14 protein-coding genes are annotated in these 14,763 nt (G+C 68.6%); 2 read left to right on the top strand and 12 right to left on the bottom strand.

Annotated elements, in window-relative coordinates:
- Positions 1-107 precede the first annotated feature (107 nt).
- The 8 genes from bla to pip form a co-directional block, all read right to left on the bottom strand.
- The gene (gene bla / locus IAE56_RS09900) at positions 108-959 is read right to left on the bottom strand and encodes a subclass B3 metallo-beta-lactamase (protein WP_200752412.1); all 852 of its coding nucleotides are present in this window, start codon (positions 957-959) and stop codon (positions 108-110) included.
- Between the two features lie 105 nt (positions 960-1,064).
- On the bottom strand, positions 1,065-1,580 hold the full coding sequence (locus IAE56_RS09895) for a DUF1697 domain-containing protein (protein WP_200752411.1): 516 nt from the start codon (positions 1,578-1,580) through the stop codon (positions 1,065-1,067).
- A complete protein-coding gene (locus IAE56_RS09890) occupies positions 1,577-2,218 on the bottom strand; it encodes a response regulator transcription factor (RefSeq protein ID WP_200752410.1) in 642 nt (213 codons plus the stop codon). The genes IAE56_RS09895 and IAE56_RS09890 overlap by 4 nt, the downstream gene beginning before the upstream one ends.
- Positions 2,211-3,269, bottom strand: a complete 1,059-nt coding sequence (locus tag IAE56_RS09885; RefSeq protein ID WP_200752409.1) for an ATP-binding protein — start codon at positions 3,267-3,269, stop codon at positions 2,211-2,213. The genes IAE56_RS09890 and IAE56_RS09885 overlap by 8 nt, the downstream gene beginning before the upstream one ends.
- A 131-nt stretch (positions 3,270-3,400) precedes the next feature.
- Positions 3,401-4,138 carry an MgtC/SapB family protein gene (locus IAE56_RS09880; RefSeq protein ID WP_200752433.1) on the bottom strand — a complete coding sequence of 246 codons (738 nt, stop codon included), beginning with the start codon at positions 4,136-4,138 and terminating at the stop codon, positions 3,401-3,403.
- Between the two features lie 2 nt (positions 4,139-4,140).
- The gene (gene mgtA / locus IAE56_RS09875) at positions 4,141-6,900 is read right to left on the bottom strand and encodes a magnesium-translocating P-type ATPase (protein ID WP_200752408.1); all 2,760 of its coding nucleotides are present in this window, start codon (positions 6,898-6,900) and stop codon (positions 4,141-4,143) included.
- Positions 6,901-6,953: 53 nt separating this feature from the next.
- Positions 6,954-7,253, bottom strand: coding sequence for a hypothetical protein (locus IAE56_RS09870; RefSeq protein ID WP_108768980.1), 300 nt, complete (start codon positions 7,251-7,253; stop codon positions 6,954-6,956).
- A 389-nt stretch (positions 7,254-7,642) separates the two neighbouring features.
- A complete protein-coding gene (gene pip / locus IAE56_RS09865; RefSeq protein WP_200752407.1) occupies positions 7,643-8,590 on the bottom strand; it encodes a prolyl aminopeptidase in 948 nt (315 codons plus the stop codon).
- Between the two features lie 131 nt (positions 8,591-8,721).
- Here pip and IAE56_RS09860 point away from each other — a divergent pair, with 131 nt between their 5' ends.
- Complete coding sequence (locus IAE56_RS09860; RefSeq protein WP_200752406.1) at positions 8,722-9,393, top strand: TraX family protein; 672 nt, start codon at positions 8,722-8,724, stop codon at positions 9,391-9,393.
- A gap of 20 nt (positions 9,394-9,413) precedes the next feature.
- Positions 9,414-10,523, top strand: a complete 1,110-nt coding sequence (locus tag IAE56_RS09855) for a crosslink repair DNA glycosylase YcaQ family protein (protein WP_200752405.1) — start codon at positions 9,414-9,416, stop codon at positions 10,521-10,523.
- 15 nt (positions 10,524-10,538) lie between these two features.
- Here IAE56_RS09855 and IAE56_RS09850 read toward each other — a convergent pair whose 3' ends face one another.
- From IAE56_RS09850 to IAE56_RS09835, 4 genes are all read right to left on the bottom strand, one after another.
- Positions 10,539-10,838, bottom strand: a complete 300-nt coding sequence (locus IAE56_RS09850; RefSeq protein ID WP_200752404.1) for a hypothetical protein — start codon at positions 10,836-10,838, stop codon at positions 10,539-10,541.
- 67 nt (positions 10,839-10,905) lie between these two features.
- Positions 10,906-12,651, bottom strand: coding sequence for a PAS domain S-box protein (locus IAE56_RS09845; RefSeq protein ID WP_200752403.1), 1,746 nt, complete (start codon positions 12,649-12,651; stop codon positions 10,906-10,908).
- A 113-nt stretch (positions 12,652-12,764) separates the two neighbouring features.
- Positions 12,765-13,715, bottom strand: a complete 951-nt coding sequence (locus IAE56_RS09840; protein WP_200752402.1) for a cation diffusion facilitator family transporter — start codon at positions 13,713-13,715, stop codon at positions 12,765-12,767.
- A gap of 69 nt (positions 13,716-13,784) precedes the next feature.
- Positions 13,785-14,447, bottom strand: coding sequence for an AprI/Inh family metalloprotease inhibitor (locus IAE56_RS09835; protein ID WP_234455996.1), 663 nt, complete (start codon positions 14,445-14,447; stop codon positions 13,785-13,787).
- Positions 14,448-14,763: the final 316 nt, after the last annotated feature.

The raw sequence follows: 14,763 nt of genomic DNA, 5'->3' as shown, positions 1-14,763 counted from the left end.
GCCATGCTCGGCTGCCCTTGCCTTGTGTAGAGCCGAGCCATGCTCGGCTGCTCCAGAACAGTCGAGCATGGCTCGACTCTACAAAGGCCAGTCGAGCAAGCTCGACTCTACCGGGCCAGGGCTGCGTCGAGCTTCTGCTGCGCGGCATCCGCATACGCACCGCAGGTCACCGCCTTGGCGCCGGCCGCAGCCCCCGCCGCATAGTCCCAGCCACTGGCTCCCGGGTGCGGGGTCAGCAGCACGTCGCAGGGCAGGGCGCGCACGGTGGCGAAACTGCGGCGGAAGTCCTCGACCAGATGCGGGTAACGCGGGTTGTCCTTCAACGTGTAGCCCGGCGCACCCAGGCTGTCGGCGTAGGCGATGCGCACCGGCTTGCCGTTACGGGTATCCGTCCAGGTCCAGGCCGTGCTGCCCGGGGTGTGGCCCGGCACGAAATGCGCGGTGAAGCGCACGCCGCCGACGTCGACGGTCTCGCCATCCATGATGATGCGATCGACCTGGGCCGGCGGGAAGGCGAACCGATCACCGAAGTGCAGGTCATCACTGCCACCACGGGCCAGCAGCACCGCAGACTCCGCATTGGCCAGTATGCGCGCGCCAGTGCGGCGCTTGAGTTCGGCCACCGACCCGGCATGGTCGGCATGGGCGTGGCTGAGCAGGATCACGCGCAGGTCGGCCGGGGCCACGCCGCGCAGCTGCAGGTTGTGCAGCAGGTGATCGGCCATCTGTGGCATGCCGCCGTCCAGCAGTACCGCCCCCTGCGGGGTCTGCACCAGCAGCGAGGTGAGGTTGGCAGTACCGATCTGCCAGGTGTGGTCGGCAATCTGCAGCGGGGTGATCGGCTGCAGCCAGGAGGGATCAACGGTGTAGGCCTTCAGCTGCGGCAGCACCGGTTCGGCGGCATGGGCGGCCAGCGGCAGGCAGGTGGCAAAGGCGAGGGCAAGAGGCAGCAGGCGCATGCGGAAAGGTCGCGGGTGAAGGTGCAACGACGCTATCACGGCCCCTTCTTTTCCCGTTTCGCGTATTGCTCATGGCTGCAATAAGCGCGATGGTTGGCGCAGCGCTCAGGCCAGCCTGGCCGCCATCATCGCAAGCTTGGTGACGGTGTTGAGGTTGCGCGCGGTGCCGTGGGCCGCGCAGGGAATGCGCAGCTTCGAATCGGCCATGCCGTCGCCGTAGTGCACGTACAGTGCGCGTGGCCCCAGCGCCAGCTGTTCGCCGTTCCGACCTGTCACGCCCTGCAGCGGGTCGCTCGGCAGCGGGCCATCGACGAACAGCGCCACCACGCGGTTGCCGGCGGCCTGCGGGAACGGGTTGCGTGCGGCCACGTCGGCCATTTCCGCGGCGCTGCGCACCAGCACGCCCACCGGTCTGCCGGCGTAGGCGTGCAGTCGCGCCGCCAGGGCATCGCGTACCGTCACCTCGTCCGCGCTGCTGCGGAACACCACGTTGCCGCTGGCGATGTAGGTGCGCACCTCGCCGAAGCCGGCGTCCATGCACATCGCCACCAGTTCGGCCATGGGCAGCTTGCCGGTACCGCCCACGTTCACCGCACGCAGCAGGGCCACGTAGGCGTTCATGGCGCAGCAGCCTGCAGGCGGTCATACATGCGCACCAGGTCGACGAGCGTGCGCGCCTCCATCTTGCGCATCACCTGCGCGCGCCTCACTTTCACCGTGATCTCGCTGACGCCCAGGTCGGCGGCGATCTGCTTGTTGAGCCGGCCGCGTACCACGCCGTCGACCACGTCGCGTTCGCCGGCGCTGAGCGTCTGCCAGCGCGCCTGCAGCTCGCCCAGCGCCTCGCCTTCGCGGCGGCGCTCGCGATCCAGGGCGATGCCCTTGTGGATGGCGTCGAGCAGCTCCTGGTCGCGGAAGGGTTTGGTCAGGAACTCGATGGCGCCGGCCTTGATCGCGTTGACGCCCATGGCGATGTCGCCGTGGCCGGTAATGAACACCACCGGCAGCTGCAGGCCCAGGTCCGCCATGCTGCGGTGGAAGTCCAGGCCGCTCTGGCCGGGCATGCGCACATCCAGCACCAGGCAGGCCGGGGCATCGTCGCGCGGGTGGTCGAGGAAGGCCTGGGTGGAGGCGAAGGCGCGCACCTGCAGCCCCATCGAGGCCAGCAGGTCCTCCAGTGCCGCGCGCACGGACGCGTCGTCGTCGACGACGTAGACGATGGGCGCCAGCTCGGCTGGCGGTGTGAGTGGCTTACGCATGGTCATCCTTGCCGGCGGCCGGCAGTTCGAACACGAAACAGGCGCCGCCGCCGGCCGGGCGCTCGGCGCGGATGCGGCCACCGTTGGCCTCGATCATCGAACGGCTCAGGCTGAGGCCCAGGCCGAGGCCATGGTCCTTGGTGGTCCAGAACGCATCGAAGACGCGGTCCGGCTGCTCGCTGGGCAGGCCGACGCCACGGTCGCGCACGCTCAGGCTGACCTGGCCGCGGCCATTGCGCGCCGTCGCCAGCGCAACACGCCGCTCGGCAGGCGGCAGCAGGGCCATCGCGTCGACCGCGTTCAACAGCAGGTTGCCGATCACCTGCTGCACCTGCACGGGATCGGCGAAGACCGGCGGCAGGTCCGCATCGAGCAGCAGCGCCACATCCACCTGGTGCTGGTCCAGTTCATTGCGTGACAGGGCCAGCATGTCCTGCACGGCCTGGTTCAGGTCGAAGGCGCGGCGTTCGGGCGCGGCGCCCTGGGTCAGGCCGCGGATCCTGGCAATCACGTCACTGGCGCGGTGCGCATCGGACAGGATGCGGGCGATGGCCTGAAGCGCCTTGTCGACATTGGCGGGCGATTGCGCCAACCAGCGCTGGCTGGCCTCGGCGCTGCTGGCGATGGCGGCCAGTGGCTGGTTCACTTCATGGGCGATCGAAGTGGTCAATTCGCCCACCGTGGAAGCGCGGGCCACCCGCAGCAGGCGCGCCTGGGCTTCCTGCACGGCCGCCTTGGCCGCCTCCATTTTCAGCACCAGCCAGGTGGTGATGCCGATGACCAGCATGCCGATGGTCGAGTTGACCAGGCCGATACGGTAGGTGCCGAAGCGGGTGAGAAAGAAGCTCAGGCCGGTGAGCGCGATGCAGGCGGCCGCCAGGATGAGCAGGCCGCGCGGGGCCATCAACCGTGACGCCGCGAGGATGACTGCCGCGTAGAAGCAGGCGGCGGCCACGGCATAGTCGGTGACGGTGTCGAGCAGGAAGATCGCCGCCATCACCACGATCAGGGCGAGCAGCGCCAGCGGGCGGCGGGGCGATAGCGACGGCATCGGGAACAGCTCCCTGGCGGGTGGTGGGGGGATGATAAGCGGCGGGTCTGGTAGATGCCCACCTTGGTGGGCAATGCCGGCCAGCGGCCGGCGCTACCGGGGTGCGAACATGCCGGCAGTACCGGGGTGGGTCATTCTTCGAGGCTGGCATTCCAGAACCCCTGCAACACGCCGGCCGTGCCGGCCAGGTTCTCCAGCACCGCATCCAGTTCCGCAGCGTCGACCGAGGTGGCATACAGCACCGCCTCGATCTCCACGTCGCGTTCGCCGAATGGCCGCTGGTCCACCGCACGCACCGGGTACTTCGCCTGCTCGAGCAGCAGCAGCAGCCGGTCCAGCACCTCGGCCTGCTGTTCGCGCTGGCAGACCACGTTGATCGCATACGTCGCCTCGCTGAAACCCTGCGCCAGCGGCTGCCGCTGGATGCGGTTGACCACCGGCCGCAGCAGGGTGTTGGCGGCCAGCACGAACACCGCCGCCATCACCGCTTCCGGCAGCAGCTTGACGCCGGCACAGGCACCGACGGCCGCCGAGCCCCACAGCGTGGCCGCAGTATTCAGGCCCGAGACCTGTGCACCGTCCTTCATGATCGCGCCGGCGCCGAGGAAACCGACGCCGGAGATCACGTAGGCGACCACGTGCAGCGGCGAGGGCGGGCCGCCGTACAGATCGTGGAAGCGCACCGCCAGATCCACGAACACCGCCGCACCCACCGCCACCAGCGTGTTGGTGCGCAGTCCGGCGGTGCGCTGGCGCAGCTGCCGCTCCAGCCCGATCGCTGCGCCGAGCACGAAGGCCACGGTCAGGCTCAGCATCGAGCCCAGCGTCGCACCGGCGTCGAACGGCGGCAGGTTCACCTGCAGGCCCAGCATCACTGCCACCCGTAGCGGCGGATGTAGAGCCGCTTCATTGCCGTGGTCAGCACCGCATAGCCGAACAGGATCGCCACCAGGAACGGCCAGTAACCCAGCGGCAGCGCCTGCAGCTTGAAATAGCCGGCCAGCGGGCTCATCGGCAGCAGCACGCCGATCGCCATGATCGCCGCGGTCATCAGCAGCAGGGCCGGCGCGGCGATGCTCTGCAGGAACGGCACCTTGGGCGTGCGGATCATGTGCACGATCAGGGTCTGGGTGAGCAGGCCGACCACGAACCAGCCGGACTGGAACAGGCTCTGGTCGGCCACCGTGCGCGCGTCGAACACATGCCACATCAGCGCGAAGCAGCAGAGGTCGAAGATCGAGCTGATCGGCCCGAAGAACACCATGAAGCGCCCGATGTCGGCCGGGTTCCACTTCAACGGCTGGCGCACCAGTTCCTCGTCCACGTTGTCGAACGGGATGGCGATCTGCGAGATGTCGTACAGCAGGTTCTGCACCAGCAGCTGCAGCGGCAGCATCGGCAGGAACGGCAGGAACGCCGAAGCGACCAGCACCGAGAACACGTTGCCGAAGTTGGAACTGGCGGTCATGCGGATGTACTTGAGCATGTTGCAGAACGTGCGCCGGCCCTGGATGACGCCGTCCTCCAGCACCATCAGGCTCTTCTCCAGCAGGATGATGTCGGCCGCTTCCTTGGCGATGTCCACCGCGCTGTCCACGCTGATGCCGATGTCTGCCGCGCGCAGGGCGGGGGCATCGTTGATGCCATCGCCGAGGAAGCCGACCACCTTGCCCTGCGCGCGCAGGCAGCGCACCAGCCGCTCCTTGTGCAGCGGCGTCAGGCGGGCGAACACCCGGTGCTGCTGCAGGGCCTGCGCGAGCGAAGCATCGTCCATGCGTTCGATCTGCGGCCCGGTCACGATGGCATCGACCTCCAGACCGACCTGGGCGCAGACGCGGGCGGTGACCAGTTCGTTGTCGCCGGTGAAGACCTTGACCTCCACCCCATGCGCAGCCAGCGCCTGCAGGGCCTGTGCGGTCGATTCCTTGGGCGGGTCGAGGAAGGCCACGTAGCCGACCAGGGTCAGGCCGCACTCATCGGCCTGCGAATACACCGACTGGCTGGCCGCGGTCTCCTTCATCGCCACGGCCACCACGCGCAGGCCCTGTTCGTTCAGTTCCTCGGTGGTCTGCCGTACCCGTGCCAGCCGTGCCGCATCCAGCGGCTGGTCGATGTCGCCCTCGCGCACGGTGCTGCACACCGCCAGCATCTCTTCCACCGCGCCCTTGCAGATCAGCTCGTGGTGGTCCTCGCGTTCGGCCACCACCACCGACATGCGGCGGCGCTGGAAGTCGAACGGAATCTCGTCGACCTTGCGGTAGTCCTGCGACAGGCGCAGCGAGCTCTGCAGCTCCACGTGCTCGAGCACGGCACGGTCGAGCAGGTTGATCAGCCCGGTCTGGAAGTGGCTGTTGAGGTAGGCGAACTTCAGCACGTCCTCCGAGTCCTGGCCGAACACATCGGTGTGGCGCTCCAGCGCGATGCGGTCCTGGGTGAGGGTGCCGGTCTTGTCGGTGCACAGCACCTCCATCGCACCGAAGTTCTGGATCGCGTCGAGGCGCTTGACGATCACTCGCTGCCGCGACAGCAGCACCGCGCCCTTGGCGAGGGTGGAGGTGACGATCATCGGCAGCATTTCCGGGGTCAGCCCGACCGCCACCGACAGCGCGAACAGGAAGGCTTCGGTCCAGTCGCCCTTGGTCCAGCCGTTGATGAGCAGCACGAACGGCACCATCACCAGGGCGAAGCGGATCAGCAGCCAGCTGACACTGTTCACCCCGGCCTGGAACGCGGTCGGCGCGCGCTCGGTGGCGGTGCTGCGCTGGGCCAGCGTGCCGAAGTAGGTGCGGTTGCCGGTGGCCAGCACCACCGCCGTGGCCGTGCCCGACACCACATTCGTGCCCATGAACAGCAGGTTGGCCTGTTCCATCAGGCCGGCCTCGGCGTCGCCCGGGCTGGCGAATTTCTCCACCGGCAGCGACTCGCCGGTCATCGCGGCCTGGGCCACGAACAGGTCCTTGGCGCTCAGCACGCGGCAGTCGGCCGGAATCATGTCGCCGGCCGAGAGCACGATGTGGTCGCCCGGCACCAGCGCACGGATCGGCAGGTCGAGCAGGCGCGAGGGACGCCTGCTGTGCAGATGCGCGCCGAAGTACTGGTCGGCCAGTTCCGCCGCCTCGGTGCCCGCGCTGCGGCGCAGGACCCGGGAGGTGTTGCCGACCAGCGCCTTCAGCCGTTCGGCGGCGCGGTTGGAGCGACCCTCCTGGACGAAGCGGATGAGGGTGGAGAGCACCACCATCGCAGCGATCACCACCGTGGCCTTGGCGTCCTCGGTCAACCAGGACACGGCCGCCAGCACGCTGAGCAGCAGGTTGAACGGATTGCGGTAGCACTGCCACAGATGGCGCCACCACGGCAGCGGCTTTTCGTGATCGACTTCATTGGGGCCGAGACGGGCCAGGCGCTCGGTGGCCTCCTGCGGGCTGAGGCCATCGCTGTGCGAATCCAGCGCGGCCAGCAGGCGGGCATCGTCGAGTCGGGCCAGGGTCAGCAGGCCATCGGTGAGTGCGGAAGGCGCGGCCTGGGCGGCACCACGGCCAAAGCCGGCCTCGGGCAAGGCGCGGCGGCGGAACAGGCTTCCTGCGCGGCGGCTGCGCAGGAAGGCGTTGAACCAGGCGTTGAGCAGGCTCATGGGTCATCCTCGGAAGTGCCGACCCGGGCTGCCGGGTCGCGGAGTGGCGTGAATCAGGCGCGGCGCAGGGCCAGCACGGACGGCGACCACGGCTGCAGGTGCAGGCGCTGGCTGCCGCCGATGCACAGCGGCTTCATGGCGTCGCGCAGAGGGTGGGGCAGGTGGCGCAGCACGGTGATGCGTTCGCTGATCGGCAGCAGCGAAAGCGCGTCGGCGACGACCCGCGGCGAGCCGAGCGCCAGCGCATGGGCGAACAGCACCGGGCCGTGCTGCAGCAGGCGGCTGCGCAGGCCGGCGACATCGCGCTCACCGATCAGGCGGCGCAGGCTGATGTAGAGGATCTTGTAGGACATGGGGAAACTCCGGGCAGGCGACGCCCGGGGCCCCCATCACGCGTGCGGACAGGGACCAGCGATGGGCGCCAGCAGGGAACAGGCGGCGGTACTCGGGGGCGCGGTGCGCCCGGCAGGGTCGGGGTCCATCAGCGTCTCCATCGGTGGGGCCCGTGTGGGCCGGTGGCGCTATTGTCCGCGCGCGGCCGCGCCGGGCCTAGATGCCCGTGGGTAAGCGCGGATATACGTTGGTATATGGGCGCGCACGATGCGTGGCGAACGGCATCCACGGATGGCGTGGATCTACAAACCATCCGCGAACGCTTCGGTCGCCTGTCCTGTAGAGCCGAGCCATGCTCGGCTGCCTTTCGCGCGATGCGTGGCGAACGGCATCCACGCGTGGCGTGGATCTACAAACCGTCCGCGAACGCGTCGGTCGCGCGGACCAACGCATCGGTGGTGGCCGGCTCGGTCGCGCTGTGCCCGGACAGCACCATCTCCAGCCGGGCTTCCGGCCAGGCGCAGGACAGGTCCCAGGCGCTGCGGGCCGGGCAGATGATGTCGTAGCGTCCCTGCACGATCACCGCGGGCAGATGGCGGATGCGGTCGACGTCGCGCAGCAGCTGGCCGTGCTCGAGAAATGCGTTGTGGCGGAAGTAGTGCGCCTCGATGCGGGCCTTGGCCAGCGTATCCAGCGGATCGGCATCGGAGACCGCATCGACATCGTGCACCAGCGTGGCGGCGTGGTCTTCCCACCCCAGCCAGGCGAGGCCCGCGGCAATGCGCGTGGCAGGGTCTGCGCTGTCCAGCCGTTTCCAGTACGCGGCAATCAGGTCGCCACGCTCGTCCTCCGGAATATGCGCTTCGTAGCGCGCCCAGCGTTCGGGGAAGATCCAGCGGGCGCCGCCGTCCGCCTCGGCGAACCAGGCGTTCTCCTCGGCGCGGCCCAGATACACACCGCGCACGATCACGCCGGTCGCGCGCTCGGGGTGGGCCTGTGCGTAGGCCAGCGCCAGCGTGGAGCCCCAGGAGCCGCCGAACACCAGCCAGCGTTCAATGCCGAGGTGCTCACGCACCCGCTCGATGTCCTCGACCAGGTGCGCGGTGGTGTTGTCACGCAGTTCGCCGAACGGCGTGGAACGGCCGCAGCCGCGCTGGTCGATCAGTACGATGCGGTAGCGCGCCGGGTCGAAGAAGCGGCGATGTGTGGGCGAGACGCCGGCCCCGGGGCCACCATGCAGGAACACGGCGGGGATGCCCTCCGGGTTGCCGCATTCCTCGATATGCAGCGTATGCAGCGCATCCACGGCAAGGCGGTGCTCGCAGTAAGGCGTGATCGGCGGAAAGAGCGTACGCATGGCGGTGTCTCACGAGCAGGAACGACAAGCATAGCGGTGCCGGTCGGACGGCGTCGCATCGCGTGTGGTTCCAGTATCCTCGGCGTACAGGAACGGCCGCGCGCGCAGGCCACCATCACTCCAGGAACGGCATGGACCAGCAGGATGCAGCGAAGCAGGCCGCAGTGCCGTATACGCTCAGCAGTGGCGGACGCGAGCTGCTGAAGTGGATCGCGCTGCTGCTGATGACCGGCGACCACGTCGCCAAGGTTGTGTTCGGTGGCTATGTGCCGGTTGTCAGCGAGCTGGGGCGCGTCGCGTTTCCGCTGTTCGCCCTGGTGATGGCCTGCAACCTGGCCCAGCCCGGCGCTGACCTCGGCAAATCGATCCGGCGCCTGCTGCTCTGGGGCGCGATCGCCCAGCCGCTGCATCTGTTGGCCTTCGGGCAGCCGCTTCCATTGAACATCCTGCTGACCTTCGCCGTTGCGGCGCTGGCCGTGCTCGCGCTGGCGCAGGGCCGGGCCTGGCTGATACTGCTGGCGGGCGGCGTGCTGCCGATGCTGGTCGACTACCAGTGGGCGGGCGTGGCGCTGGTGGTGCTGGGCTGGATCGCGTTCCGCAACCGGCTGTGGTGGCTGCCGCTGCCGGCCTTGGCCGCGCTGTGCTGGACCAATGGCAACGGCTGGGCGCTGCTGGCGGTGCCGCTGCTGTGGGCATTGGCCCGGGTGCCGTGGCGGGTGCCGCGCTGGCGCTGGTCGTTCTACCTCTACTACGTGGGCCACCTGGCGGTGCTGGCGGGCTATGCGATGGTGGCCGGCCGCTGAGCGATGGCCGACAATGGGGCATGCCCGCCACGCCGACCCTCGATGATCTGCGCCGTTACGCCGTAGCGCGCACGCTGTTCAGGCCAACGACCCTGCTGGCGGCCATCCGTCGCCTCGGGTTCGTCCAGGCCGATCCCATCCGGGCTCCCGCCCGCGCCCAGGATCTGACCCTGCGGCACCGGGTCAAGGGCTATCGGGCCGGTGATCTGGAACGACGCTACGCGCGCCTGCCGGTGGAAGAGGACTGCCTGGTCAACTATGGCTTTCTGCCGCGCGAACTGCTGGCGCTGATGCATCCGCGGGTCTCATCGAGGGTGTGGGATGCGGCGACCCGCCGCAAGGCGGCCGAGGTGCTCGAATTCGTGCAGGCGCGTGGCAGCGTGCATCCCCGCGAGGTGGACCAGGCCTTCGCGCATGGCCGGGTGACCAACTACTGGGGCGGCACCAGCAACGCCAGCACCCATCTGCTCGATGGCATGCACTACCGCGGCATGCTGCGCGTGCAGCGGCGCGACAGCGGAACACGCATCTACAGCGTGGCCGACCACCCGCAGGCAGACGCCGGCGCGGCCGCGCAGGCGCAGCGTGCCGCCGCGCTGGTCGACCTGGTGGTGCGCAAGTACGCGCCCCTGCCGGCCGCCAGCCTGACCTACCTGGTGCGCCTGCTTGGCTATGGCGCGCCGCACCTGGCGGCACCGCTGCAGCAGGCGCTGCGCGACGCCCGGCAGACGCTGGCCAGCGCCGTTGTCGACGGGACGACCTGGTACTGGCCGGCGGAAGAGAATCCGCGCTCGCGGCGCTTCGCCGTGGACGAGCAGGTTCGCCTGCTGGCCCCATTCGATCCGGTGGCATGGGATCGTCGCCGCTTCGAACTGCTCTGGGGCTGGACCTACAAGTTCGAGGCCTACACACCTGCAGCGAAGCGGCGGTTCGGCTATTACGCACTGCCGCTGCTGTGGCGCGACCAGATCATCGGCTGGGCCAACATCACGACGACCGAGGGCCGACTGCAACCGGCGTTGGGTTACGTTACTGGCAAGGCGCCGCGCGAAGCGGCGTTCCGCGCGGCGCTGGACGACGAACTGCAGCGCATGGACGACTTCCTGCACGGGCCAGGCAGCGGCGCCTGAGCGGCGCCTCCACGGTCAGCCGCGTCCTTGCCCTGGAAGCGGCAACCCTCCTGTAGCAGCGATGGCCGGCGAGGTGACGGCCAGTACGTGACCGCACTCCTCCAGCCGCGCATTGGCCACGGCCTGGGTGGCGCCGCAATGGGTGCAGGCGAGGATGGTGCCGCCATCCAAACGCGCGATCTGTGCACCATCGGTGCGGGTGACCTGACCGCAGGCTTCGCAGCGCAGTGCCATCGAACGGACCTGCACGATGGCGCCTGCCGGGTCCCTGTCTGCATAGAGAGCCAATACGAAAAAACGACCGGTATTGGGCATGGCACTGTCTCCGTAGAACCTGCTGACAGGGTGCCCGCAGCGCTGGCTGCTGGGCGTGATGGAAGGCTCAATCGGATGTGGATGCGGACGTCCCCGGCATCACGGCGTCATCCTCGCGCTGGACCCGGCGGACCTGCTCGCGGGTGCTGTACAGGCCGTTGTCGGCGCGATGGATGGTGTCGGCGACCAGCTCGCCACGGGCATGTGTGGCCGCGCCCATGGAGAACGCGATCGGGGCGAGGCCGGCGTTATGCTCGTACCAGTCCAGCAGCGCCTGCAGGCGCTCACGGGCCGGCTGGATCAGCACCACCATGAATTCATCGCCGCCCAGCCGGACTTCGCTTTCCCCGGCACCCAAGGGCGAGCGCAGGAAGGCGGCAAACTCGACAAGGATGGCATCGCCGCGACGATGGCCCTGGGTGTCGTTGACCTGTTTGAAGTGGTCCAGGTCGAACACCACGCAGGCCCAGGATTCGGTCTCCAGCTGTTCCAGGCGGTGCAGGTAGCGGCGGTTGTGGCAAAGCGTCAGCGGGTCGCGCTGGGACAGTTCGCGCAGGCGTTCTTCCTGCTGCCGCAGCGCGGTGACGTCCTGCGCGTGGCCGAGCACGAAGGGCGGGTGCGCCTCGCTGTCGAGGACGTTGTTGTAGGCCCAGTAGCGGCGGCTGCCATCGGCGGCGATCAGCTCGATCACGCCGGCATCGGTGTGGTTGCTCTCGATCCGCGCCAGGTAGGCTTTGAAGGCATCGCGCTTGTCCGCGGGCATGAGGTCGCACAGGCTGCGGCCGACCATCTGGCTCTCGGGGAACCCCAGCGACTGCACCGCCGCCGGATTCACCGAGGTGACGGTGCCGTCGAGGGTGTGCGTGCAGATCAGGCCCAGGCTGTAGTGGAACAGGCGGCGGTAGCGCACTTCGCTGGCCTCCAGTGCGTCCAGCACGGCGCGTTCCTCGGTGATGTCCTGGATGGCCCCGACCAGGCGTGGCCGCCCCTCGACCTGCTGGCGGCTGCCGACCACGCGCGTCCAGATCGCGCGGCCGTCGGCGGTGGACATCGGCAGCTGCACTTCCCACGGCGTGCCGGCGTCGATGCAACGCTGCACCGAGGCCCGGATGATGGCGCGGCTGTCCTCGCGATAGAACGAGAGGGCGCTGTCCAGGGTCGGCTGGTAGCTGGCGCGCACGCCATGGATCTGCTTGGTTTCGCGGGTCCAGCGCACCTCGTTGCTGGTCAGGTCCAGTTCCCAGCCACCGACCTTGGCGGCGGTGTTGGTGCGTTCGAGGAAATCCTCGCTGCGCTTGAGGTCGCTGTGCAGGTGCTGCGCCTGGTCGACTTTCTGCAGCAGCGTGGCGCGCTGTTCCAGCACCTGGGTGGTGACCCGGCCCAGATGCACCATCAGTTCGCGCTGCGAGGGGGAAAGGACGCCGGGCATGGTGTCGAGCAGGCACAGCGTGCCGATGCGCGCGCCATGCGCGGTGCCGAGTGGGATGCCGGCGTAATGGCGGATGCGCGGCCCGCCCGTGACCAGCGGGTTGCTGGCGAACAGCGGATCCTGGCGCGCGTCGGGGATCTCCATCAGTGCATCGCGCTCGATGGCGTGCGTGCAGAAGGAGATATCGCGCGGCGCTTCGTTGGTGTCCGGCAGGCCGATGTTGGCCTTGAACCATTGCCGGTGCTCGGCAACGATGGAAATCAGCCCCATCGGCATGCCGGTGGCAGCCTGGGCGGCGGCGACGATCGCATCGAAGACGGGTTCGGACGGAGTGTCGAGCACTCCCAGGCGGTCGATCTCGCAAAGTCGGAAAGCTTCATCCATAACTGACGCGCTGGCTTCTGCAGGGAAGGGCGGGGCAGGCCCCACGCTAGTGGGGTAATTGTTAGCATTCCGCGTTCCCGGGTGATGCCCGCGTGAGGTCGGCCGAGGGCGTCTCAGGTGTGTTTCTTCAAGGCGGCCTGCCGTGCTGCGAAGACTTCCGGGGCCTGCGGTTTGACGAACAATGCCACCAGTTCGGGAAATTCGTCCTTGACCGCCGTCTCGATACGGGTGATGCAGGCTTCGATCTGCGGTGTCCGGCGGTCATCCTCGAACTCGGCACTGAGCATGGCGACCACCTGTTCCGGGCCCATCTGCATGGTGGTCACGCCATTGGCACGCAGCAGGTCGGGATCAGTCACCGCCACCGCCATGATCCGCTGTGCCACCGCCGGGTGCGCCGGTTCACCCACCAGCAGGCCCTTGGTTTCGCGGGCCAGCAGGAAGGCGGTCACCGCGAGCACGGCGGCGATGCACAGGGAGGCCACCCCGTCGAGCACGGGCATGTCCAACAGCTGCGCAGCGAGCAGGCCGGCGAGCGCGAAGCCCAGGCCGAGCAGCGCCGCGCTGTCTTCCAGCAGCACGGTGAAGGTGGACGGGTCCTTGCTGCGCCGGAAGGCCTCGAAGTAGCCCATCGACCCCTTGCTGCGGCGGAATTCGCGCAGGGCGATGTACCACGAGCTGCCCTCGAACAGCAGCGATACGCCCAGCACCGTGTAGCTGAGGGCATGGTTCGTGGCCGGCTGCGGATGGCGGATGTGCTGGATGCCTTCGTAGGCCGATACACCGGCGCCGGCGGCAAACACCAGCAGGGCGACGATGAAGCTCCAGAAGTACAGCTCACGCCCATAGCCGAACGGATGCAGCGTGTCGGGCGACTTCTCGGCACGGTGCAGGCCGTACAGCAGCAGGACTTCGTTGAGCGTATCGACCAGCGAATGCACGCCTTCGCTCAGCATGGCCGAACTGCCGGAGATGCCGGCGGCGACGAACTTGGCGATGGCGATGGCAAGGTTGCCGAACAGTGCGGCGTAGACGACCAGGCGTGAGCCTGTGGGAGCGGCCATGTCAGGGGACAGGTGGAACGGACACCCCATGGTGCGATGGGGGGTGTCCGTGCCGCGTATACGGTCCGCTCAGCGCTGTCGGGGGTTGAGGTAGATGCGGGTACCGTCAGACTCGCGGCGGCCCGACCAGCGTCCGCCACCGCTCGGGCGGAAACGGCCGATGACCTGGTTGTTGGTGTCGGTCAGCAGCAGCTGGTTGCCTGACAACAGCCAGCGGTTGACCGAGAAGAAGCCATCGGGGCAGCCGGCCGGCACCCACGCGCCGTAGCCGCCGAACCACTGGCTGTCCTTCAGCGTGATGGTGCAGCTGCTGCCGTTCTCCTGGCCCAGCGTCCAGTCGCCGAACAGATCGCTGTCATTGATCGGGGGGCCACCGCGGTGGCGGTCACGGCCCCAATCGTCACCGCGGTTGTCGGGGCGGCCGATATCCACTTCGACGTCGGAACCGTGGCTGCGTGATTCCGAATGCGAACTGCCGGTGGTCGTGGTCTCGGTGGTCATCGAGCCCATGTTGCCGAAACCGGAATCGCCCTGCGCCTGGTCGCTGCCGTCCTGGCTGGTGCCGGTGTCCGACTGGGTGGTGACGGTGGTCTGCGAGCTGCTGCTGGACGACTGCGTGGTGGTGGTGTCCTGGCCGAAGCCGATCGACGCGTCCTGGGCCACGGCAGCTGCAGGGAGGGCAAGGCTGCACAACGCCAGCAGCCCGTAATGCGGGAAGAGCCTGGCCATCATGGAATCCTCGTTGGGGTACGCTGAAACCGCTGATCTGCGTGTGGGGCGGCAGCCTCCCGCGCTGGCGGAGCATAGCGCCGGCTGGACGGGGGCGGTGTGAGGGCCGTGTGCAGGTGCAGGCACGGCGGGGCGGCGGCCAGCGCATCGTGAACGTAGCGCCAGCCATGCCTGGCGGATGTCATCAGGGGCCGTTGCGCTCGCCGTGCGTGGCCCGGCGCTACCAGTCGTCCTTGCGTCGGTAGCGAAGGGATCCACGCAGCCTTGATAGCGCCAGGCCATGCCTGGCGAAGGCCTCCGGGTGCCGCTGCGCTCGCCG

The sequence above is a fragment of the Stenotrophomonas sp. S41 genome, assembly GCF_016624625.1.
Taxonomy (GTDB): Bacteria; Pseudomonadota; Gammaproteobacteria; order Xanthomonadales; family Xanthomonadaceae; genus Stenotrophomonas.
The sequence above is the reverse complement of the archived record's forward strand: the minus strand, read 5'-3'. Positions and strand labels throughout refer to the sequence as shown.

Coding starts and splice junctions, on each gene's coding strand:
- bla (WP_200752412.1), bottom strand. CDS start 959: ATGCGCCTGCTGCCTCTTGCCCTCGCCTTTGCCACCTGCCTGCCGCTG.
- IAE56_RS09895 (WP_200752411.1), bottom strand. CDS start 1,580: ATGAACGCCTACGTGGCCCTGCTGCGTGCGGTGAACGTGGGCGGTACC.
- IAE56_RS09890 (WP_200752410.1), bottom strand. CDS start 2,218: ATGCGTAAGCCACTCACACCGCCAGCCGAGCTGGCGCCCATCGTCTAC.
- IAE56_RS09885 (WP_200752409.1), bottom strand. CDS start 3,269: ATGCCGTCGCTATCGCCCCGCCGCCCGCTGGCGCTGCTCGCCCTGATC.
- mgtA (WP_200752408.1), bottom strand. CDS start 6,900: ATGAGCCTGCTCAACGCCTGGTTCAACGCCTTCCTGCGCAGCCGCCGC.
- IAE56_RS09870 (WP_108768980.1), bottom strand. CDS start 7,253: ATGTCCTACAAGATCCTCTACATCAGCCTGCGCCGCCTGATCGGTGAG.
- pip (WP_200752407.1), bottom strand. CDS start 8,590: ATGCGTACGCTCTTTCCGCCGATCACGCCTTACTGCGAGCACCGCCTT.
- IAE56_RS09860 (WP_200752406.1), top strand. CDS start 8,722: ATGGACCAGCAGGATGCAGCGAAGCAGGCCGCAGTGCCGTATACGCTC.
- IAE56_RS09855 (WP_200752405.1), top strand. CDS start 9,414: ATGCCCGCCACGCCGACCCTCGATGATCTGCGCCGTTACGCCGTAGCG.
- IAE56_RS09850 (WP_200752404.1), bottom strand. CDS start 10,838: ATGCCCAATACCGGTCGTTTTTTCGTATTGGCTCTCTATGCAGACAGG.
- IAE56_RS09845 (WP_200752403.1), bottom strand. CDS start 12,651: ATGGATGAAGCTTTCCGACTTTGCGAGATCGACCGCCTGGGAGTGCTC.
- IAE56_RS09840 (WP_200752402.1), bottom strand. CDS start 13,715: ATGGCCGCTCCCACAGGCTCACGCCTGGTCGTCTACGCCGCACTGTTC.
- IAE56_RS09835 (WP_234455996.1), bottom strand. CDS start 14,447: ATGATGGCCAGGCTCTTCCCGCATTACGGGCTGCTGGCGTTGTGCAGC.